At 70.9% G+C, this 19,335-nt stretch carries 22 protein-coding genes; 9 read left to right on the forward strand and 13 right to left on the reverse strand.

The genetic code is table 11. The features are described 5' to 3' along the window. Nucleotides 1-227 precede the first annotated feature (227 nt). A complete protein-coding gene (locus KUM40_RS05515) occupies nt 228-464 on the reverse strand; it encodes a hypothetical protein (protein WP_217163407.1) in 237 nt (78 codons plus the stop codon). Between the two features lie 478 nt (nt 465-942). Here KUM40_RS05515 and KUM40_RS05520 point away from each other — a divergent pair, with 478 nt between their 5' ends. Genes KUM40_RS05520 through KUM40_RS05530 form a run of 3 tightly spaced genes read left to right on the forward strand, consistent with a single transcriptional unit; the run spans nt 943 to nt 3,490 of the window. Further along, nucleotides 943-1,689, forward strand: a complete 747-nt coding sequence (locus tag KUM40_RS05520; protein ID WP_217163409.1) for an ABC transporter ATP-binding protein — start codon at nt 943-945, stop codon at nt 1,687-1,689. After that, complete coding sequence (locus tag KUM40_RS05525; protein WP_217163411.1) at nt 1,686-2,936, forward strand: hypothetical protein; 1,251 nt, start codon at nt 1,686-1,688, stop codon at nt 2,934-2,936. The genes KUM40_RS05520 and KUM40_RS05525 overlap by 4 nt, the downstream gene beginning before the upstream one ends. Continuing rightward, on the forward strand, nt 2,933-3,490 hold the full coding sequence (locus KUM40_RS05530) for a hypothetical protein (protein ID WP_217163413.1): 558 nt from the start codon (nt 2,933-2,935) through the stop codon (nt 3,488-3,490). The genes KUM40_RS05525 and KUM40_RS05530 overlap by 4 nt, the downstream gene beginning before the upstream one ends. 208 nt (nt 3,491-3,698) lie before the next feature. Here KUM40_RS05530 and KUM40_RS05535 read toward each other — a convergent pair whose 3' ends face one another. Then, nucleotides 3,699-4,601: an AraC family transcriptional regulator gene (locus KUM40_RS05535; RefSeq protein WP_217163414.1), complete on the reverse strand. Its 903-nt coding sequence runs from the start codon at nt 4,599-4,601 to the stop codon at nt 3,699-3,701. Nucleotides 4,602-4,749: 148 nt separating this feature from the next. Between KUM40_RS05535 and KUM40_RS05540 the strand changes: the two genes are divergently transcribed. Next, nucleotides 4,750-5,130 (forward strand): nuclear transport factor 2 family protein, encoded by a 381-nt coding sequence (locus KUM40_RS05540; protein ID WP_217163417.1) that lies wholly within the window; start codon nt 4,750-4,752, stop codon nt 5,128-5,130. Nucleotides 5,131-5,599: 469 nt separating this feature from the next. Here the strand turns inward: KUM40_RS05540 and KUM40_RS05545 are convergent, their stop codons facing one another. From KUM40_RS05545 to KUM40_RS05555, 4 genes are all read right to left on the reverse strand, one after another. Continuing rightward, the gene (locus tag KUM40_RS05545; RefSeq protein ID WP_217163419.1) at nt 5,600-6,553 is read right to left on the reverse strand and encodes a helix-turn-helix domain-containing protein; all 954 of its coding nucleotides are present in this window, start codon (nt 6,551-6,553) and stop codon (nt 5,600-5,602) included. Nucleotides 6,554-6,815: 262 nt separating this feature from the next. Then, nucleotides 6,816-7,007: a DUF397 domain-containing protein gene (locus KUM40_RS05550; RefSeq protein WP_217163427.1), complete on the reverse strand. Its 192-nt coding sequence runs from the start codon at nt 7,005-7,007 to the stop codon at nt 6,816-6,818. Between the two features lie 10 nt (nt 7,008-7,017). Next, a complete protein-coding gene (locus KUM40_RS41025; RefSeq protein ID WP_308401067.1) occupies nt 7,018-7,131 on the reverse strand; it encodes a DUF397 domain-containing protein in 114 nt (37 codons plus the stop codon). Further along, on the reverse strand, nt 7,079-8,035 hold the full coding sequence (locus KUM40_RS05555) for a helix-turn-helix transcriptional regulator (protein WP_217163429.1): 957 nt from the start codon (nt 8,033-8,035) through the stop codon (nt 7,079-7,081). The genes KUM40_RS41025 and KUM40_RS05555 overlap by 53 nt, the downstream gene beginning before the upstream one ends. Nucleotides 8,036-8,150: 115 nt before the next feature. On the opposite strand from KUM40_RS05555, the gene KUM40_RS42335 reads away from it, so the two are divergent. Together KUM40_RS42335 and KUM40_RS05565 are read left to right on the forward strand one after the other, a co-directional pair. Beyond that, the gene (locus KUM40_RS42335) at nt 8,151-8,759 is read left to right on the forward strand and encodes a hypothetical protein (RefSeq protein ID WP_217163431.1); all 609 of its coding nucleotides are present in this window, start codon (nt 8,151-8,153) and stop codon (nt 8,757-8,759) included. Between the two features lie 54 nt (nt 8,760-8,813). Next, nucleotides 8,814-9,035, forward strand: a complete 222-nt coding sequence (locus KUM40_RS05565; RefSeq protein ID WP_217163631.1) for a hypothetical protein — start codon at nt 8,814-8,816, stop codon at nt 9,033-9,035. A gap of 4 nt (nt 9,036-9,039) precedes the next feature. Here KUM40_RS05565 and KUM40_RS05570 read toward each other — a convergent pair whose 3' ends face one another. Together KUM40_RS05570 and KUM40_RS05575 are read right to left on the reverse strand one after the other, a co-directional pair. Further along, on the reverse strand, nt 9,040-9,690 hold the full coding sequence (locus tag KUM40_RS05570) for a WbqC family protein (RefSeq protein ID WP_217163432.1): 651 nt from the start codon (nt 9,688-9,690) through the stop codon (nt 9,040-9,042). A gap of 230 nt (nt 9,691-9,920) precedes the next feature. Next, nucleotides 9,921-10,889 carry a helix-turn-helix domain-containing protein gene (locus KUM40_RS05575; protein ID WP_217163434.1) on the reverse strand — a complete coding sequence of 323 codons (969 nt, stop codon included), beginning with the start codon at nt 10,887-10,889 and terminating at the stop codon, nt 9,921-9,923. 128 nt (nt 10,890-11,017) lie between these two features. On the opposite strand from KUM40_RS05575, the gene KUM40_RS05580 reads away from it, so the two are divergent. Then, nucleotides 11,018-12,055 (forward strand): trans-acting enoyl reductase family protein, encoded by a 1,038-nt coding sequence (locus KUM40_RS05580; RefSeq protein ID WP_217163436.1) that lies wholly within the window; start codon nt 11,018-11,020, stop codon nt 12,053-12,055. A gap of 222 nt (nt 12,056-12,277) precedes the next feature. On the opposite strand, the gene KUM40_RS05585 is transcribed toward KUM40_RS05580, so the two are convergent. Then, complete coding sequence (locus KUM40_RS05585) at nt 12,278-12,946, reverse strand: YdcF family protein (protein ID WP_217163438.1); 669 nt, start codon at nt 12,944-12,946, stop codon at nt 12,278-12,280. A 122-nt stretch (nt 12,947-13,068) separates the two neighbouring features. Here KUM40_RS05585 and KUM40_RS05590 point away from each other — a divergent pair, with 122 nt between their 5' ends. Beyond that, entirely contained in the window at nt 13,069-13,695 is a 627-nt protein-coding gene (locus tag KUM40_RS05590; RefSeq protein WP_254394553.1) for an ATP-binding protein, read from the forward strand. Here the strand turns inward: KUM40_RS05590 and KUM40_RS05595 are convergent. The 3 genes from KUM40_RS05595 to KUM40_RS05605 are packed head-to-tail and all read right to left on the reverse strand — an operon-like array spanning nt 13,692 to nt 17,269. Then, nucleotides 13,692-16,244 (reverse strand): FtsX-like permease family protein, encoded by a 2,553-nt coding sequence (locus KUM40_RS05595; protein ID WP_217163440.1) that lies wholly within the window; start codon nt 16,242-16,244, stop codon nt 13,692-13,694. The genes KUM40_RS05590 and KUM40_RS05595 overlap by 4 nt on opposite strands. A gap of 3 nt (nt 16,245-16,247) precedes the next feature. Continuing rightward, the gene (locus KUM40_RS05600) at nt 16,248-17,000 is read right to left on the reverse strand and encodes an ABC transporter ATP-binding protein (protein ID WP_217163441.1); all 753 of its coding nucleotides are present in this window, start codon (nt 16,998-17,000) and stop codon (nt 16,248-16,250) included. Further along, nucleotides 16,997-17,269, reverse strand: coding sequence for a hypothetical protein (locus tag KUM40_RS05605; RefSeq protein WP_217163443.1), 273 nt, complete (start codon nt 17,267-17,269; stop codon nt 16,997-16,999). Before KUM40_RS05605 ends, KUM40_RS05600 begins: the two co-directional genes overlap by 4 nt. A gap of 205 nt (nt 17,270-17,474) precedes the next feature. On the opposite strand from KUM40_RS05605, the gene KUM40_RS05610 reads away from it, so the two are divergent. Beyond that, the gene (locus tag KUM40_RS05610) at nt 17,475-18,740 is read left to right on the forward strand and encodes a sensor histidine kinase (RefSeq protein ID WP_217163445.1); all 1,266 of its coding nucleotides are present in this window, start codon (nt 17,475-17,477) and stop codon (nt 18,738-18,740) included. 44 nt (nt 18,741-18,784) lie between these two features. On the opposite strand, the gene KUM40_RS05615 is transcribed toward KUM40_RS05610, so the two are convergent. Then, entirely contained in the window at nt 18,785-19,189 is a 405-nt protein-coding gene (locus tag KUM40_RS05615; RefSeq protein ID WP_217163447.1) for a DUF5994 family protein, read from the reverse strand. Between the last annotated feature and the right edge of the window lie 146 nt (nt 19,190-19,335).

The following is a 19,335-nucleotide window of genomic DNA, read 5'->3' on the forward strand; positions in this document are numbered from 1 at the left end:
GTCGGCCGGAGTCTGGAGTTGGTCGTCCTGCTGTACCTTTTCGCAGTTCAGCGCGTTGTGCTCCGGTCTCACGGACACGGCCGAGCCGGGCGCGCTGCGCTTCCGGTGGTGCGTCCGATCGCGGTAGCCTGGTAGGGACGTCAGGGGTCGTGGGCCCCTGGAAGACGTGGGGCCAGGTGACCTGGGGCATTACCGGGAGCCTGGCCTGGCGCATGTCTGGGGCCCGTTCAGCGCACCTCGACGGGGAAGTCGATGACCCGCTCCCCGAGGATCTCGCGGTACCGCGGCTCTCCCAGCTTCTCCGCCCGCACCGCGCCGGCCACGACGTCGGGGACCCACAGCAGCGGCTCGGCCGCGCCGGGCAGATGGTCCAGGCGGAAGACGGCGTCCTTCGGCAGCGCGTACCGGGCCTGCTGAACGGTAGCGACGTCGCGGGCGTTGAGGATCTGGTCACGGGCCTCCATGCACAGGTGCTCCACCCCGAAGCCGTGCAGCTCGCAGACCACAGGTTCAGACAGTGCGCGCGGGCCCGCTCCTGTCGGCGCGGTCTCACCGGGGCGCCGACGGCGACGACGTGCAACCCGTCGAGGGCGGCCACCGTACGGGCCAGCTCGCCGCGCTGGGCGGCGTCGGCCTTGGTCCAGTGCACCTTCTGCGGGGGCCTGGCACAAGCGCTGACCAACGCGGTCGGCCCGGCGGACCGGGAACCGGTCTCCTCGCCTCACCGGATGGGAGATCCTCACCAACTGCTTCAAGTCCGGTGCCACATCAAGTGGCACGTGGAACGGTCACGGCAGTGGCGACTATCACTTCGTGATCGACTACAGGGCCAACGTCTACGCCCCGTGTCGGTCTCTTCGCTGACCGTCTACTACTGATCGGTACTTCGCCGGGTCCCACCGCACACTGTGCGGCGGGACCCGGCGCACAGAAAGGCCCTCCATGACTCTCACCTTCCGCGAGTGCACCTTCCGCTACCGGGGAGGTGATGACGTCATCCAGAGCCTCGATCTGGCTTTCACTTCCGGAGCCACTGTTCTCCTCGGACCCAATGGAGCAGGCAAGAGCACACTTCTGTCGCTCGGGGCGAGCGCACTGCGCCCACGGTCCGGAGACGTGACATTCGACGGCCTGAGCGCGTGGAACCGCAAACAGTCCGCGGCCTACCGCGCATCAGTGGCGTGGCTCCCGCAGAAGCCGTCGTTCCTCTCGGGGATGACCTGCCGTCAGCACGTCACCTACGCGGGATGGCTCAAGGGCATGGCGCAGCGCGACGCGTCGAGCGCGTCCGGCGAGGCACTGGAGCGTGTTGGCCTTGCTGAGCAGGCGGACCGGAGGGTCAGCGATCTGTCCGGCGGGCAGCAGCAGCGGGTCGCAATTGCTCAGGCCCTCGTTCACCGCGCCAAGGTCCTGCTCCTTGACGAACCCACCGTAGGACTCGATCCGAAACAGCGGAGGTCTTTCCTCCAGCTCATCGCATCGCTGCGGAACGAAACACATCTGATCGTCTCCACCCATGACATCGCCGACATCAGCGAAGCCTTCAGCGACGTCGTAGTACTTCATGGGGGAAAGGTTCTGTTCAGCGGATCTGTTCCTTCGTTTCTCGCTCAATCGGGCACTCAGAGCCACTCGGAACGCGCTGCGGAAGACGCCTACACCGCTGTCCTCGAAGGAGGATCCCGGTGATCATCTGGCATCAGTTGCGGCGTTCGGCGGCCCCATGGGTCGTCCTGCCGGCCGCCCTGTTCGTGTACCTGTACATGCAGAGTGCGGTGTCCACCGTTCCATCGCACTACGGAGTCGAGTCGGGCGAGAGCACGATCTACGCTCTGGCCACCATCGCTCCGGCCGTCGCGGCATGTGCCGCATGGGACTCGGGGCGCATGCGGCACATACGCCACATGTTGACCACATCCGCACGGTCACGATGGTCGCTGATGGTGTTCATCGGTGCTCCCGCCGCCGCACTGGGAGCCGCACTTCTCTTGCTCGCCGTCGTACTGGCACGGATCAATACCGGAGTATTTCCTTCCGGTGCCGGATGGACCGCACTGGCACACGTGATCATCATCCCTGCCGAGTGGGCCGTGATCGGCTGGTACGTCGGCGGACGTCTCCCCAGAAGTATTGCCGCACCAGCAGCAGCAGCCCTGTGCTGGGCCTGGCTGACGATGCCACATGCCATGTCCAACGCATGGCTGAGGCACCTCGGCGGGTTCATCGACGGAACATCCACCATCACCGATGTCCACCAGCCCGAAATCTACTTCGTGCCATGGATCTTCACCGGCTGTCTTATGGCTGTCGCATGGCTCCTCACCCGTCCCGGCTCCCGCCGTATCTTCCTCCCAGTCGGTGCAGTTGTCGCCGCAGCAGCACTCGTCGTCGGACACGCCGCAGTCAGTGGATGGGGGTTCGGCAACCCGGCAACCGTCCGTGCCGTTGATTCCGTATGTTCCGGAACCGCCCCGCAGATCTGCGTTCCACCGGAGTACCGTTCCTACATTCCGCAGATCCGCAACAGCACCCAAGGTCCGCTCAGCGCCCTGGTCGCCGCCGGCGTCACACAGCCGAAGCGTATGGAAATCCTCTCGCCGTCAGTGAAGCTCACACCGGGCGTATGGCGGCTGCACTGGTCACTCCCTGCCGTTCACCAGCAAGCCGCCTACCACACGGCCGCCGATGTCATGGCAATATCGGCTGTCGAGGGAACCGCGGCTCAGCATGGAAAACAGTCATGCGGAGGCCCGTCCGCTCCAGAAGTCGTATGGGCCACTGCCGTTGCAGGCGATAAGGATGAGATACGCAAGGGAACCGATCCGCAGTTGTGGGGCCTGGTGGGTCCTGTCTTCGATGAACCGGTGAAGCAGCAGTCCGCCTGGTTCACGCAGCAGGTCCTCAACCATGCCTGCACGGTGCGGGGGGCGCGGTGAGGCTCTATGTGACAGCAGTGCGGAAGTGGTGGACCGCGGCTGCAGCAATCATCCTGATGACGGTGATATGCCAGCTTTCGGGAACGAGCAGTATCGAACTGCCCGCTCTCAACGGCAGTGGCGTCGCGCCCTTGGCCTACTTCACTCCACTGCTGGTGTCTTCCGCGGTCCTGTACTGCCTCAATCGACGCGCCGATCACATCGAACGGACCGCTGTAGTTGCTGTCGCCGTGATCGATGCGGCATTCGTGGCGTCCGTATTCGCTCTGTGTCTGGCAGCCGGTTTCGTCACAGGCTTCGACACCGCCCGCAACGTAATACTGCTGACCTGCGTCGGTCTCCTGATCGCCCAGGTGGGCAACAGCGCATCAGGTATCGCCACGGGCATGATGCTGCTGATCGCCAGCATCGTCGCGGGACGTGGCCCGGCAGGAAGCCACGCCTGGTGGGCTGTTGTCCTGTATCCGTCGAGCAGTGTCCCCGCGTGGTCCCTGACTGCGGTACTGCTGGCAGCCGCAGGCATCCGTTCTGTCAAAGCCTCCGGGAAGCCGTAGCCCTCCGGGGCCAACCGGAGCCGTAATGGGCCACGCGGGCCCGCTCCAGCCGGGCCTTCGTCGCCCAGGCCGCCAACTCCCGGCAGGCCGTTGCTGATAGGAGGCGACGACCTGCTCCGACCGCGGCATCTGCCTGGCCGTGGCGGCTGCCGAAACGGCGGTCGGCCGGCCGGTTCCTGGCCTGGCTGCGTGCTGCACTGGTTCTTGGCTAGCGCCAGCGGCTGCGGAAACCGCCGGGGGTGTCGCCGGTCTCGCGGGTGAAGAACTTCCCGAAGTTGGCGGGTTCGGAGAATCCGAGCATTCGGCCGATCGTTGCGACGGGCAGGTCGGTGTGCACGAGCAGGCGCTGCGCCTCCAGGGCGGCGCGGGCGTCGATGAGTTCTTTGGCGGTGCGGCCGGTGGCGGCCTGGCAGGCCCGGGTCAGGGTGCGTGGTGAGTAGCCGAGTCGGTCGGCGTACCTCTGCACGGAGCGGGTAACGGCAAAGGAGCGCTCCAGCTCGTACCGGAAGGCACAAAAGACCTCGCCGCCGATACTCGCCGAGGCGTCAAGGGCCGGATGGGGCAGCCGGGCCAGGCGCAGCAGCACCGCGCCGAGAAGCTGGCGCAGCAGTGTGGTGGTGAGGTCCGTGTCCGTGTCCTCCCTGTGGCGCTGCAGGGTGTGGTACTCGGCCGCGATCTCGGCCAGGGCCCGGTCGAGGACCTGGTGGTCGTCCGGGGACAGCGTCCAGCCCTGCGGACCGAAGCCGTCGAGGAGGGACGCGAGCTGAGGCAGGCGCGGTGGGAAGGCGGCGGTGAACAGCACCATCACGGCATCCAGTTCGGCCAGGCGGCCCTCCGCATCGGCCGGGAACCGCTGGACCTGGCCGGGCCGCAGATGCAGCAGTCTGCCTGGTGCACAGAGCTGAGAGACGAAATCGACCATCATCGTCGCCTCACCGCCTCGTACGAGGAGCAGTTGGTGGAAGTCAGTCCGGCTCGCGGTACGGGCGACTGCCCTCTTCATGCGGCGGCGCAGGACGTCGAACGTCAGGACCTCGATGCCCAACTGCGGCCGGTCGGGATTGAGGTAGGCGATGTCGATGACGTCGTCGTGTTGTCCAATTTTGATCACGGCAGGTCCCGACTCTACCTCGTTGTCGGGAGCCTTTGGCGGGGATCGTGGAGGCGTCGCCGCGTGCTGCCGGCCTGGTCACCCAGACCCGTGGCGCGCTCGTGCATCCCTGCCTCCGATGGCACCTACCAGGTAAGGACCCACCACTGTGAAGTCTGCGATCACCGATCCCGCACTGCTGCCCGGCGCGTTCGAGGACGCCCTGAACGGCGGTGACGTCGAGGGCGTGCTGGCCCTGTTCGCACCCGGCGCCACCATGCGCACGCCGGCCGGCGAGGTCATCGCCGGTCACGAGGCGCTGCGCCGGGAGATCAGCGGGACCGTCGCCGCCCGTGGGCGGCTCACCAACATCCCCCGGCACACCCTGCGCGGCGCCGAGGCCGCGCTGCTGGTCACCGACTGGACCCTCGAAGTCACCGCTCCGGACGGCGAGCGTGTCGCCCCGACCGGCACCACCGCCAACGTCGCGTGCCGAGGAGTCGACGGCTGCTGGCGGTTCGCCGTACTCAATCCGCTCGGCACAGCCTGAGCGACCGCCTGCACGCGCAACACGCCGGCCTCCACCGGCCTGACAGTGGTCCGTCCCGCCGGCAGCGGCCGGACGGACCACCGGTGCTCCACGGCGCCGCTGATGGCTGCCGAGTACCACTGTCGTCACCACCGAGTGGGGCGATGATGCTCATGGCTGTGCGAGGACGCTGGTCCGCAGGAGCTCGAACGAAAACAGATGATCTACACGCGAGACATCCACCCACCACCAGCACGAGGACACCGAACAAGCACCACGCCACCACCCTGACCAGCAACTTCAAGATGTCACAGCTTCAGTGAGTGGCTCGTCCACACCAACCGGCGCCTCAACGGGGCGTGGACCCAGCGCTGCACGACCGGAACGCTGGTCCACTTCAGGCCGGACAGGTCATTGGGCCCGAGGACCATGCCGTCGGCCGACGGTCTTGCACGTCTTGCCACGGCCTGGCCGCATCTGGACGTGCGGGTCACCGGTCGGCCGTGATCTCCTCCCGGGTGCCGAACGCGCTCGAGCGGGGCGGGTTCGGGCGCCGGGCTTCTCGGCAGTCGCGGCAGTGGGTTTCGGTTTCGGGGGCGCGGAAGCCCCGGTCGCAGCCGTCGCAGTTGCGGACGGGGTGCCGGACGGGAGCCGGTGGGGTTGTCGCCGTCGCCGTGGGGCGGAACGGGGCCGGGGGTGGCAGTTTGTCGGCCAGGCGGTGGGCCAGGAGGGCGGCGGGGCGGTGCAGGGGCTCGTCCGGGAGGTTGGTGGTCAGGGCGTGGCGTACGCCGCTGGGGAGGACGTCCCGCTCCAGCCAGGCGGCGACGCCGGGCACCAGGTGGGCCGTGTCGGTGGCGGAGAGCAGCAGGCGGGAGTCGTGTCGGCGCAGGTCGGTGAGGAGGTCGACGGCGGCCTGGAGGAGTCCGGGGACCTTGCAGCCGGGCTGCGGTACGGCGGGCAGCGCCTTGCGTCCCGCCGTACGGCGCGGGTGGGGCGTGCGCTGCGGTCCCGTGGCTTCGGGTTGCGCCGGGCCCGTGGGTCGGGCGGGGCATTCGGTGCCCGTTGCTGCACGGTGCCGGGTCCGGGGGTCGTTGCAGGAGACGGTGCGGGTGACGAAGCGGCCGTCGGGGGCCTGTTTCCGTTCGCGGCGCAGGTAGCCGTGGGCCTCCAGCTCGCGCAGCGCCGCGCTGATGCGGACCGCGCCCTCCTTGAAGCGGGCGGTCAGGCTCTTGATGTCCACGGAGGTGCCGCCGCGCACGGACTGGACGTACAGGCCCAGGCCGATCGCCAGCAGGGACAGCTTCGGGTGCTGCGCGAGGTGGTTGCCGACCACGGTGAAGTTGGCGGTGTGGCGGACGTTGTCGTGGATGACGCCCGAACGGGGGCGATTGTCGTCAGCGGCGGACTCGGCGCGTGCGGGCACGCTAGGGTTTGCGGTAGCCATCCGGAAGGTTCTCGCTTCCTCGGTGGTCAGGCCCCCGCGAGGATCCCAAGTCCCCGACGGGGGCTGACATATGTCAGCGGTCGTTGCGCTGAGAGTAAGGGAGCCGGGGGTACCGAAATCCAGCCCAACCGGTGATGTTCACCCAGGCGGGTGACTCGACGCCGTGGGCGGGTGGGGTGGGGTTTGGCAGGGGTCCTTTCCCCAAGTCGTCCTTGGAGGGAGTCGCCCGAGACTCCGGAACGCGAGAACCCGGGTTCCGGAGTCAGCGCAGGGCAGCGGCGAACGCCGACCACGCCGCGTGGCTGACCAACAGGACGGGGCCGTCAGGGCTCTTGCTGTCCCGGACCGGGACGACGCCGGGCAATCCGGGGGCGATTTCCACGCAGTTGCCGCCGTTGGCGTCGCTGTAGCTGCTCTTGATCCAGGTCGCCGCGCTCAGGTCGCAGATGCCCATGCCGCGCCGATCAGCGCAGGGCTGACGTGAAGGACGCCCAGGCGGAACGGTTGACGACCAGGGTGGGGCCGTCAGGGCTCTTGCTGTCCCGGACCGGGACGACGTCGGGGAAACCGGGGGCGATTTCCACGCAGTTGCCGCCGTTCTCGCCGCTGTAGCTGCTCTTGACCCAAGTCGCCGCGCTGAGTTCGTGCCTGTCCATGCTGCCCGTACCCTTCCATCGTGTCGCCGATGAGGGCGAAAGTCTGGCGGGCTGACAGAACATCCGCCCTGAGCACATCATAGGTGTGGCTATGACGCGCGTAAGCGGCCGGATCCCGGTTGAAATGGCCACGGTCCGCTGACTCCGAGTACACCCATCGCTCCCTGTTGGGCAGCTCGATCAGCGACATGGAGACGTTGGGGCGGAGCAGTTCCGGGAAGCTCGCCGGTGCGACTTGAACACGGATGTTGGGGCGCCGCCCGAGGTCCAACAAGTGCGCGCACTGCTCCTGCATGATCCCCGGACTCCCTACGACGTTGCGCAAGCAGCTCTCGTCAAGGACAACGATGTAGGAAGGGCCGCTGCCGACCAGGAAGCGCTGCTGCCGACTCAGTCGCGCTCGCACGCGTTCCTCCAACTTGGGTCCGCTCGCGACGCGCGAGAACAACGCCCGCGCATACTCCTCCGTCTGCAACAGCCCCGGAATGACCCGTTCCTGATACTCCCGCAGCGCCACCGCCTCCGCGTCCATGTCGGCCCTGCGCTGGAACCAGTCCGGATGCTCCACCTCCGGATACCAGTCGATGCGCCCCCACAACCGCGCCAACACCCCACCCGTGCCCAGCAGCTCGTCGCACGTCTTCGCGAACGTGTCCTGCGGCACCCGCGTCCCCGCCTCCACCCGGGCGATGTGCGACCGGTCGCAGGGGATACGGACCGCAAGACCCTCCTGCGTGAGCCCCGCCGCCTCCCGGAAGTGCCGCAGCACCTCACCGAACACGGCGGCCGTACTTGCGCCCGAGCCAACGGCGTTGCGTCGCCCCACGGTCCCCCACCTCCCCTCCCTTGCGTGACAGTGGACGTGTGTCACGCGTCAAGCGTTGATACCGACGATTCCCCTGCGCAACTCTCAATACACCCAGAGTCACGGAGGTTGCACGATGAAACCGGGAACGTTCGTCTACGACCCGCGCACCCGCAGGGTCGGTGAGTACCGGGGTGAGGCGGGGCCCTGCGCGATGCTGCGTCCCGTCGGCGGCGGCCGGGAGTGGCAGGCCGACCCCGCGCTGATCCGGGCGGCGACGGCCGAGGAGAAGCTGAGCGCCGGGGTGCGGGCGGCCAACGACCGGTCGCGCGAAGGGGTGTTGACGGCAGGGCCGCTGGTCGACGTGGGGCCGCCGCCCGAGCCGGTCACCGGCTGCGCCACCTGCGCCGGGCTGGCCGAGCGCCGCGCCCACGCACGGGCCGCCGGTGACGGCAGCGCGGAGACCGACGCCGATGTGCTGCTGGACCGGCACCAACGGCGGGAGCACCATGCCCGCCGGCTCTTCCGGTTCGTACCGTTCGCCATCGTCCAGGACCCGTCGGCGCTGCCCGAGTACCAGGCGCACTGCGTGTCCGGCGACGCCGCCGACTGCGGTGCCACGTCGGGACCCTGCGCCGCCCCGTGGGACGTCGAGGAGTGGCAGCGCGGGCACACCCGGGACACCCGGCACACCCGCTATCGGCGCTGCTTCGCCGACTACGCCGTGCTGGAGCGCCGTGCCTGAGTCGGGCGGATGTTCTGGTCGGCGTGGAAGAGGTTGTGTGGATCGGATGGGCGCTTGGTCTGTGCCGACCGGTCGTCGTTGTCCCGGTACTACGGGGTGCACGGCGGGGGCGAGCCATTGGTACTGGTGTACGGCTCGTGGCTCGACGACGCCCTCACGGCCCTCCGCACCGAGGACAGCCACCTCGCCGCGGCCACCGGTGAGACGGGCGCGGTCCTGGGCTTCGTGACGATGGAGGACGTCCTGACGGAGCCGGGGTTGCCCACGAGGACGTGAAGCGTCAGAGAACCTCCCCTCTGCCGCGGGCGTGCGCGGCCGCCACCAGGCCGTGGTCCAAGGCGAGCTGCCGCATGCCGGCGGCCACCTCCTGCGGGCCGAGTGCCGCCAACGCCCACAACGAACTGAGGCTTCGACCGGCGGGCCGGATGCTGGTCGTCGGCGGCCGGAACGGCAGAACGGCGATGCCCTCGGCGGCGAACGGTTCCGGGTCCAGGTACGTCATGCCACCGGTTCCGCGCACATACGTGCGAGCACCAGTGATGGCGCAGAGATCGGCAAGCCGTTGGGAACGACCCGGCCGGGACGGCAGATCGCTGCTGACGAGGATCTTGCCCTGCCGGCCGAGCAGGCCGAGCAGAACACGGGTGGAGATTTCGGCAACCGTGGCGGTCCTCACCGTACCGAAGGCATCCAGTACTGGGGCCAGGGTGTGTGCGAGCGCGGGCCAGTAGGGGCTTGCTCCGTAGTGCTGCCGCAGCATCCCCGCAGTCTTCCGGCAGGCCCGGTCGGGATCGTGGATCAACGCGTCCCGGATGAGAGTCCGCTGTCCGTGGGGGAGGCGGGTGGGGGTGGTGAGCCACTGCCGACGACCCGGGTGGTCGAGGGCCCCGGGGCGGGTTCGGTGCTGGTAGTTGCGGCGGGTGAATTGCACGTCGTCCAGTTTTCCGAGCGTCGATGTGCAGAAGAGCCCCTGAACTGGAAGTTCACGTCCCGTGCATGTCCGCGACGTGGAGGACAGCGCTGCTGGCCGCCGTTCTGTCAGCGCTCAAGTCATCAACTGCTGGAGATTCTTGATGACTGACAGTGGCCAGTTGAAATTCCCCATCGGCGGCCAGTAGGTAGGGAGCTAACTGGCCGCCGATGGCTGCTGACCGTGAAGTGTCAGCTTCCGTGATGCGGGCTTGGGACTGGCTCTTGGGGGCGGAAGGTGCGGCGGTAGGTGTCGGGCGGGACGCCGACGCTGCGGTGGAAGTGGCGGCGCAGGGTGGTGGCGGTGCCCATGCCGGTGGCCGTGGCGATGGTGTCGACGGTGGCGCTGGTGGTTTCCAGGAGTTCCTGGGCGTGGCGGATGCGCTGGGTGTGGAGCCACTGCAGTGGTGTGGTGCCGGTGAGGTGTTTGAAGTGGCGGGCGAGGTGGCGTGAGCTCATGCCAGCCTGGCGGGCCAGGTCCTCCACGGTGAGCGGTTGGTCCAGTCGTTCCAGCGCCCAGGGGAAGAGTCCGCCCAGTGGGTGGTTGCCGAGCTCGGGCAGGGGTGTGGAGATGAACTGGGCCTGGCCGCCGTCGCGGTGGGGCGGGATGACCAGGCGGCGGGCGATCTTGTTGGCGCTGGCCGAGCCGTGGTCGAGGCGGACCAGGTGCAGGCACAGGTCCATGGCGGCGGCCTTGCCCGCAGAGGTGAGGACGTCGCCGTTGTCGACGTAGAGGACGTCCGGATCCACGGTGGCCGCCGGGTGGCGCCGGGCCAGTTCCCGGGTGTGGGCCCAGTGGGTGGTGGCGCGCCTGCCGTCGAGCAGTCCGGCCGCGCCCAGGACGAAGGCGCCCGTGCACAGCGAGGCCACGCGGGCGCCGGCCTCGTGGGCGGTGCGCACCGCCTGGACCAGGTCGCCGGGTGGTTCACGGTCGGTGTCGGCCCAGCCGGGGACGATCACCATGTCGGCGTGCGCGAGATGGTCGAGTCCGTGGTCGGGCGCCAGGCGGAAGCGGTCGACGTGTACCGGACCGCTTCCACAGACGGAGAAGTCGTACCAGGGGTCCACGATGTGGGTCAGATCAGCGCCGAAGATCTCGATGGCCACGGACAGTTCGTAGTGGAGCATGCCGTCGGTGACGGCCAGCGCAACAGAAGGCATGTCCGAAACTGTACGCGCCATGTCGTTTCCGACGCTCGTGCGGGGTGCTGCCGCGAGGACAGGATGTGCGTGTCAGGCCGCGGCGGATCGACACCGCGGCGGGTGTTCCAGTGCACGGGAGTAGTCTCATGGGGTCAGGTCAGCAGGTGGCGGTGTTCGGCGCGTACGGTCACACCGGGCGGTTCGTGGTCGCGGAACTGGCCGCGCGCGGATACTCCCCGGTGCCCTCCGGGCGCAACGCACAGGCGCTGCGGGAGCTGGCCCAGGAGCACGGCCTTGAGGCCCGGATGGCGTCAGCCGAGGACGCGGCGTCGCTGGACCGGGCCCTGGCAAGCGCGGTGGCGGTCATCAACTGCGCGGGCCCCTTCGCGACGACCACCGGTCCCGTGATCGAGGCCGCGCTCCGTGCGAAGATCCCGTACCTGGACGTGGCCGCCGAGCTTGAGGCCAACCTCGACACCTTCGCCCACTACCAGGACCGGGCCCGGGAAGCGGGAGCGGTGATCGTCCCGGCCATGGCCTTCTTCGGCGGCCTCGGTGACCTGCTAGCCACCGCGGCGATGGGCGACTGGACCGCAGCCGACGAGGCCCACATCGCCTACGCGCTCAACAGCTGGCGCCCCACCGCCGGCACCCGCCTGTCCAGTGCCGTCTCCCGCGAGCGCCGCGGCGACGTCCGCCTGCGCTACAGCGGCGGCCAGTGGGAGCGCCGCACCGACGCCGCGCCCGCCCTTCAGTGGACCTTCCCGGAACCGGTGGGAGTCCGGGAGGTGATCGGCGAGTTCACGATGGCGGACGTCGTCACCGTTCCCCAGCACCTGTCCATCCCCGACGTGACCACCTACATGACCGTTGAGGCGGTCCGTGATGTCGCTGCCCCCCACACACCGGCCCCGACAGCCGCCGACCGGAGCGGGCGCTCGGACCAGACCTTCCTCGTCGACGCCGTCGTACGCTCCGGCGGAGTCGAACGCCGGGCCACGGCCAGCGGTCAGGACATCTACGCCGTCACCGCGCCTCTCGTCGCCGAGGCCCTCGAACGCGTCCTGACCGGCCGCACCAAGACTGTCGGCGTCACCTCCGCCGGCGAGATCTTCGACGCACCGGACTTCCTGCACGCACTCGCCCCGTACATCGCACTCGCCCTCCACCCGCAAGGCGCCTGACCGCGACGCTCCACGACGCAAGACGGTTTCCGGATTCCCGGAAGCGGACTCCCGCCACGTCTTCTGAGCGCACGCACGTACGCACTCCCGGAGATTCGCGAGTCTCCGCTACTCTCACTGAGAGTCACATTCCAACTGGCCGTACGTGGGGAATCTTTGGTGGCCGCCCACAGGAACAGATTGGGCTGGTGAATAGCGCACAGCCCGCCCGACTCCGGCAGGTCAGGAAGAGATGAGGCGACTGGTGAAGCCGTCACGGATGAGGGATTCGTACGCTGCATGCATGTCCTCCGGGACCTCCTGCTCGATGGCGAACCCGAGCTTCGGATACTCGATGACCCGCTGGAGATCGCCGACGAGCATGTCCAGGACGAGCTTCTCGTCGCCGATGGACTTCACGTAGTCGTCGAACTCCAGCGGCTCCGACGCGCAGAGGATCTCGACGTCGGGCCACAGCTTGCGGGCGGTGGCGAACGACCGCCGTTCCATATAGGGCTTGGAGACCAGCAGCACCGTGCTCGGGGTGATGCCGGCGGCGGCGAGGACCTCACGGGAGAGAGTGATGTTCTGCCCGGTGTTGCCGGCATCCGGTTCCAGCAGGATCGCCTCGGCGGGAACGCCGAGGTCGATGGCGTGCTCGCGGAAGTGGACGGCCTCGCCGCGCGGGAAGACCTTGGCGGTGGTGGGGCTGTTGCCGCCGGTGAAGACCAGGGTCGAGAACAGCCCAGCGCGGTACAGCTCGGCGGAGTGGGTCGCGACGCCGAGGTCGTGACTGCCCAGGCCGATCGCCACGTCGACGGACCGCATCTGGTGCTGCATCTGGTGGTAGTCCCAGATCAGCACTGCCCGGTGCCACTGATCCTCGGTGATGGCCTGCTGGTGCTCGCTCACGCGTCTCTCCCTGGTCACCTTCGCCGGGGCCGGTTGGCCCCTCGTTCATGGCCTTGATGCCCGCAATACTGCGCATCGGCCGAAGCTGGTGCAGCCACGACCTCCGATGGGAGACTCGCCCGGTGGACGTGACGAGGGCCTCCTGGACCAACACGACGCACGACTGGGCCGGTGACGTCGATGCGGAGCATCTGTCGCACATCCGGCAGAACGCGGTCGAGTTCGCTCCGGACGGGCCCTGGCACCTCGTACTCGAGGTCCTGGCCTACGCCGCCGACGAAGCGTCGGGCACGGGCGGGGGACGGTGTGTCGTTGTTGTTCGTCCGGACGGTTCCCTCTCGGTGCGGGACGACGGACGGGGCACCGACACACGCGTGGACGAGGACGGCCGGAGCGTGAAGAAGCCGGTCATGGCTACGAGGGATCTGCGGTTCTTCGACTTCCCGGAGGCCGAAGTGCTGCCCGACGGTTGTCCCCGGCGCGGCGTGTCCGTAGTCGCGGCGCTCAGTGAGTGGCTCGTCCACACCAACCGGCGCCTCGACGGGGCGTGGACCCAGCGCTATGAACACGGCGTCCCTGTCACCGGGCTCGAGCCCGTCGAGGCCGACGGTACGACAGGGACGCTGGTCCACTTCTGGCCGGACCGGTCGCTGGGCCCGTTGCGCGTGCCGGAGGCCGTCGACCTGACACGTCTCGCCGATGCCTGGCCCCACCTGGAGGTGCGGGTCGACGACCGGTGCGCCTCCTAAACCGCTCGCAGCGCCTCCGCCGGTGGCGTCCGCAGGGCGTGGCGGGTGGGGAGTTCGATGGTGAGGTAGGACGTCAGGACGACCGTCGCGGCCACCGCCGGGAGCAGCCAGGCGGGGCCCGCCGGCCAGGGGTGGCCGAGGAAGCCCTGGCCCAGGAGGGCGAGTGGGACGGCGGACAGGAGCAGGCCGGAGACGAGAGCGGCGGCGGCGATCACCGCGGCCTCGCGGCGCATCATCGCGCGGATCTGCCGGGGCGTCGTACCGACCAGGCGCAACGCGGCGATCTCGGCCCGGCGCTGGGCGGTGGCGGCGACCAGCTTGTTGGCGATGCTCAGGAGCAGGTAGCCGAGGAGGACGACGATGGTGGCCAGGTTGATCCACACCTCGGGCGGCGCGTCCGCTCCGGTGTCGTCCGGGGTCGTGCTCGCGACCGTCAGGCCGGTGCGGTCGGCGGCCAGCGCGGCCAGGCCCCGCCCTGCCTCGGACGTGCCGTCGGTGCGGACCAGGACGCGCTGGTCGAGGCCGGTCGTGGTGTGCCCGGCGGCCAGTTGGCGGGAGAGGACGACGGGGCCGAAGCCCAGCCCGCGGTCGTACACGGCGACGACCCGGGCGTCGACCCGCGCCCCGTCGCCGAGCACGAGGCGTACGCGCTTGCCGATGCCCGCGTCGCGCGTGCGGGCGGCTTCGGCGCTGACGGCGACGGTCGCACCCGTCAGCCGGTCCAGGCCGCCGTCCGTGACGCCGAGGTCGACGACGTCGCGGGCGTCCGGGGCGAGGATCATCGCCGACGCCGACTCGGCCGCGGGTTCGCCGAACTGCTCGTACTCCCACACCACCGTGGTCGTCCCGGCGGGCGCCGCCGACCGTACGCCGGGCACCTGCCGTACGGCTGCCAGGGTGTCCGCGGGCAGTCCGCCGAGGCCCGGCGCGGACACCTCGTACTGGGCGAGGGTGCCGGTGCGGGTGTCGTCCGAGGTGGCGGCCAGCACCGTGGTCTGCGCGAACGTGTACGTCAGGACGAACACGACCGCCATTGCCAGCGGGCTGACCACGCCCGACAGGCGCAGGGCGTAGGCGCGCGTGTTGGACAGGGCCAGCCAGGTCGGGGCCGCGACCCCGGGGCGCAGTCGCCGTACGGCGGCCTCGCTCGAGCGCTTGACCAGGGCCGGTCCGGACAGGGCCAGGCCGATCGCGGCGACGATGCCCGCGATGGACGTGGCCGAGGCCCCGATGACGGTCCTGGACAGCAGCGGTGCCACCGCCAGTGCGCAGGCGCCGAGGATCAACAGCAGTCCCGCCCGCGTCCGGACCCGGGACGGGGTGCGCGGCTCGCTGCGCGACTCGGCGACCGCCTCGGTGGCCGGCATGCGGGAGGTGCGCCAGGCCGCGCACCGCGCCGAGAGCTGTACGGCCGCCGCCACCAGGAGCAGTGTGGCGAGCGCGGGCAACGGGCTGATGGTGAGGGGGAGTTCCTCGGGGAGTACGCCGCGGTCGGCCAGCAGTTCCCGGAAGCGGCCCGCGAGCAGGTAGCCGACGGCCACGCCCGGCACCAGGGCCACCGCCGCGACGACCGTGGACTGCGCGGCGGCCAGCCGGCGGATCTGCTTCGGGGTCGCCCCGACGGCCCGCATCAGCGCCAGGTCGCGGCGCTGTCCGGCGATCGCCACCCCCAGCGCGCCCGCGACCACGAACCCGGTGATCAGCAGCACGATCCCGGCGAGCGAACCGGCGAGCAGGATCAGCAGCGAGCGCGCCGAACCGACGCCCGGTGACACCGCCTCGCCGCGGTCCGCGCCGGTGGCGACCTCGAGACCCGTGCCCGCCACCTCCTCGCGGACCGCCGAGGCCACCCGCTCCCCGGCACCGGCCTCGACCCGCAGACCGACCAGGTCGACGGTCCCGGCGCGCGGGCCCTTGCCGTCGGCGCCGCGTCCGGCCAGGGCTGCGGCCGTCCCGTCGGCGAAGTAGACGCCGCCCGCGTCCGGGGCGTCGACCACCGCGGAGACCCGGTAGGAGGCGGCGGGGCGGCCGGCCGCCACGACGTGGACCCGCTCGCCGACCGCGAGGCCCGTCGCCGCGTCCACGGCGACCTCGCCCGCGCCGGTGGGCGCCCGGCCCTCGACGCGCGGGTGTGCCAGCAGCTTCGTCGAGGACCAGCCGTGGCCCGCCGTCTTCGGGTCCTGGGCGGCCGTCGGTACGACCTGTTCGTTTCCGTCCCCGTCTCCGTCGACCAGCGCGGCCGGGAAGCCGATGTCGCCGACCGCCGCGGTCACGCCGGGCAGGGCGGCCAGCCGGTCGACGAGCCCGCCCGGGACCGTGGCCCGCTCGGGCAGCGCGATCGGCAGGTCCCCGCTCGGGTGGAACTCCTGATCGGCGGCGACCACGACGTCCGCGCCGCCGAGCCGTCCGGGCGGCAACTGGGAGCGGAGTCCGGACTCGGCCAGTACGCCGGTGGTGGCGATCAGTGCCGCGCCGCCCAGGACCGCGCAGGCCACGGCGAGCAGTGCGGAGATCCGGTGGGCGGCCATGCGCCAGGCGAGATGCAGCATGGTCTACCGCTCCCCCAACGCCACGAGACGCTCGGCCAGTCGAGGCGCGCTCGGCCCGTCGAGGGCCTCGACCACCCGGCCGTCGGCCATCACCAGCGCGTGGTGCGCGCGGGCCGCGGCGGCCGGGTCGTGGGTGACCATGACGACCGTCTGGCGCAAGTCGTCGACGAGTGCGCGCAGCAGGTCGAGGACCTGGTGGGCGCTGCGCAGGTCCAGCGCGCCGGTCGGCTCGTCGGCGAAGACGACGGCGGGCTTCGCCGCCAGCGCCCGTACGACGGCGGCCCGTTGCTGCTGTCCGCCGGACAGCTCGGCCGGGCGGTGCGACAGCCGGTCGGCCAGCCCCACCCGCTCGGTCAGCGTGCGCAGCCAGTCCCGGTCCGGGCGCCGGCCGGCCAGGCGCAGCGGCAGCGTGATGTTGTCCTCGACGCTGAGCGAGGGGATCAGGTTGTACGCCTGGAACACGAAGCCGACGCGTTCGCGGCGCAGTTCGGTGCGGCGGGTCTCGTTCATCCCCGAGATCTCCTGCCCGTCGATGCGGACACTGCCCGACGTGGGGGAGTCGAGCCCGGCCGCGCAGTGCATCAGGGTGCTCTTGCCGGAGCCCGAGGGCCCCATCACGGCGAGGAAGGTGCCGTGCTCCACGGTGAGCGACACGTCGTCGAGGGCCCGTACGTCGCCCGGGTACGTCCTGGTGACGTTCGCCAGCGCGATGGCGGGTGCCCGGCGCGCGGTGGCCGTCGTGGTCGCGGTGCTCATCGACGGCCCCGCAGGCCGCGCAGGACGAGCGTGCCGGCGGCGAGGACGGTGACCACGCCGCTGGCCAGGTGCACCAGGACGGAGGCACCGGCGAAGGAGGCGACCATGTTGGCGACCACGCTGAGCACGACGACGGCCCACAGCAGCGTGCGCAGCACGTCCCCGCGGGAGACGGCGTCCGGGCCGTCGCCGGGGGTGGGTGCGGGGCCGGGGGTGGGGCCGGGGGTGGTCCGGGGTGTGCTCAGGCGGTAGGGGTCCTGATGCGTCATGGCTGCGTCCTCCGTGGGCTTCGCTCTCGGTCGCCTTCGACGCTCTCGACGCTATGAACCGGTGCCCCCTCCGGACGATCCCGTGGGCGCCCGGCCCGAGGTACAGCAGGCTGTACCTTTCGGCTCCGGACCCGTCGCCGGGGCGCGCGGCGGCATAAGGTCGGGCACTCCGGAGAGGGCGAAAGGACCGGAAGGAGGCGGGCGGGTGACGGCTGCGACCACGTCCGTGCGGGAGACCGCCGTACGGACCCTGCGATCCGCCGGCGCGGCGACCGGGCAACTGGTCGGCGGGCTCGGTACGGCCGTCCTGGGGCTGGGCGTGCTGGTGCTGCTGGCCGTGGCCGCGGTGACCGCCCCGGTCGGCGTGGGGCTGCTGCTCGCCCCGGTCGCGCTGCGCGCCCTGCACGCGCTCGCCCGCCGGGAACGCGCGCGCCTTTCCCGCCGGGGCCCCGAGATCATCCCGCCCGACCCGCCGCCCACCCGGCTGCGGCTCGCGCTGGCCGACCCCACGACCCGGCGTGAGCTGAGCTGGCTGGTCCGGCACGCCACCCTGGGGTTCCTCCTGGGGCTGCTCGGTCTTCTGCTCCCGCTCTTCGCGGTCCGGGACACCACGTTCCCCCTGTGGTGGTGGTTCGGGCCCGAGGAGACGACGACCACGTCCGTGGGCGTCGGCACCGCGCACACCTGGCTGGACGCGATCGCGGCGACCCTGCTGGGCGTGGGCTGGATCGCGATCGTCCTGGGGCTCGGGCCGGGCATGGCACGGCTTCAGGCCGACCCCGCACGGCGGTTGCTCGCGGCGGGCCCGGACACGGACCTGTCGCTCCGGGTGGCGGAACTGACCGCGACGCGCGCGGCGGCGCTGGACGCGCACGCGACCGAGCTGCGCCGCATCGAGCGGTCCCTGCACGACGGTGCGCAGAACCGGCTGGTGTCGGTGACGGTGCTGCTGGGCGCGGCACGGCGGATGGCGGCGCGGGATCCCGCCGGTGCGGACGCGTTGCTGGAGCGGGCGCAGTCGGCCGCGGAGCAGGCGTTGGCGGAACTGCGGTCGGTGGCGCGGGGCATCCTGCCGCCGGTGCTGGCCGACCGCGGGCTCGCGGGGGCGCTGTCGGGGCTGGCGGCGGACTGCGGGGTGCCGTGCCGCGTCGAGGCGGACGTACCGGAGCGGTGCGCGGCGTCGGTCGAGGCGACGGCGTACTTCGTGGTGGCCGAGGCGCTGACGAACATCGCGAAGCACAGCGGTGCCGAACAGGCCTCGGTCACGGCCCGGGCCCGTGGGGGCCGGCTGCGCCTGGTGATCGAGGACGACGGCCGGGGCGGCGCCGACGAGGACGGCGGTTCCGGCCTGACCGGCATCCGCCGCCGCGTCGCGGCCCTCGACGGCACCCTCCGCCTGACCAGCCCACCCGGCGGGCCTACCGCCCTGGAGGTGGACCTTCCCTGCGGAGGCCGGGCTACGACGGCCTGATCCGCGGGGGCTTCGGGGCCGGGCGCCCGGCCTCCCGCGTTCCCTCACTCCGAGCCGGTCCGGCCGCCCGCCACCGCCGCCATGAGCGGTTCGGCGGCGGCCTCGCCGGTGTCGGGCGGCACCACCAGCAGGTCCCAGCGTCCGTGGCCGGGGGCGAGCAGGACGACGGTGTCCGGGGCGTGCCCGGCGACGCTCTTGCGCAGCCGTACGACCTGGTTGCAGACGAACATCCGGCCCGGCGACGCGGCCCAGGCCCCTCCGTGCACCGTGACACCGGCGATGTGGCCCCAGGCGCGCGGCAGTGCGGCGAGGAGTTGGGGAAGCTCGGTCAGAAGATCGTAGGAACGCGGCCACCAGGCCCCGTTGAGGCGGCGCGGCAGGAGCCCCGGGGGTGCGAGGCGCAGCCGCAGGGCCGGGTCTGCGGAGCGGGCTGCGGGAGTGGTGATCACGGTCGTCGTTCCCTTCGGTGGCGGCGCGGGGCGCGGGGCGCGGGGGCGGGGCGCTACGAGGTGCGTTCCGGTCGGCGCCCGGCCGCGGTGTGCGTGGTGGCGGGGCCGGCGGACGTACGCGGGCCGCCCGGACGGAGGCGGGTACG

This window comes from Streptomyces sp. AC512_CC834 (assembly GCF_019049325.1).
Classification (GTDB): domain Bacteria; phylum Actinomycetota; class Actinomycetes; order Streptomycetales; family Streptomycetaceae; genus Streptomyces.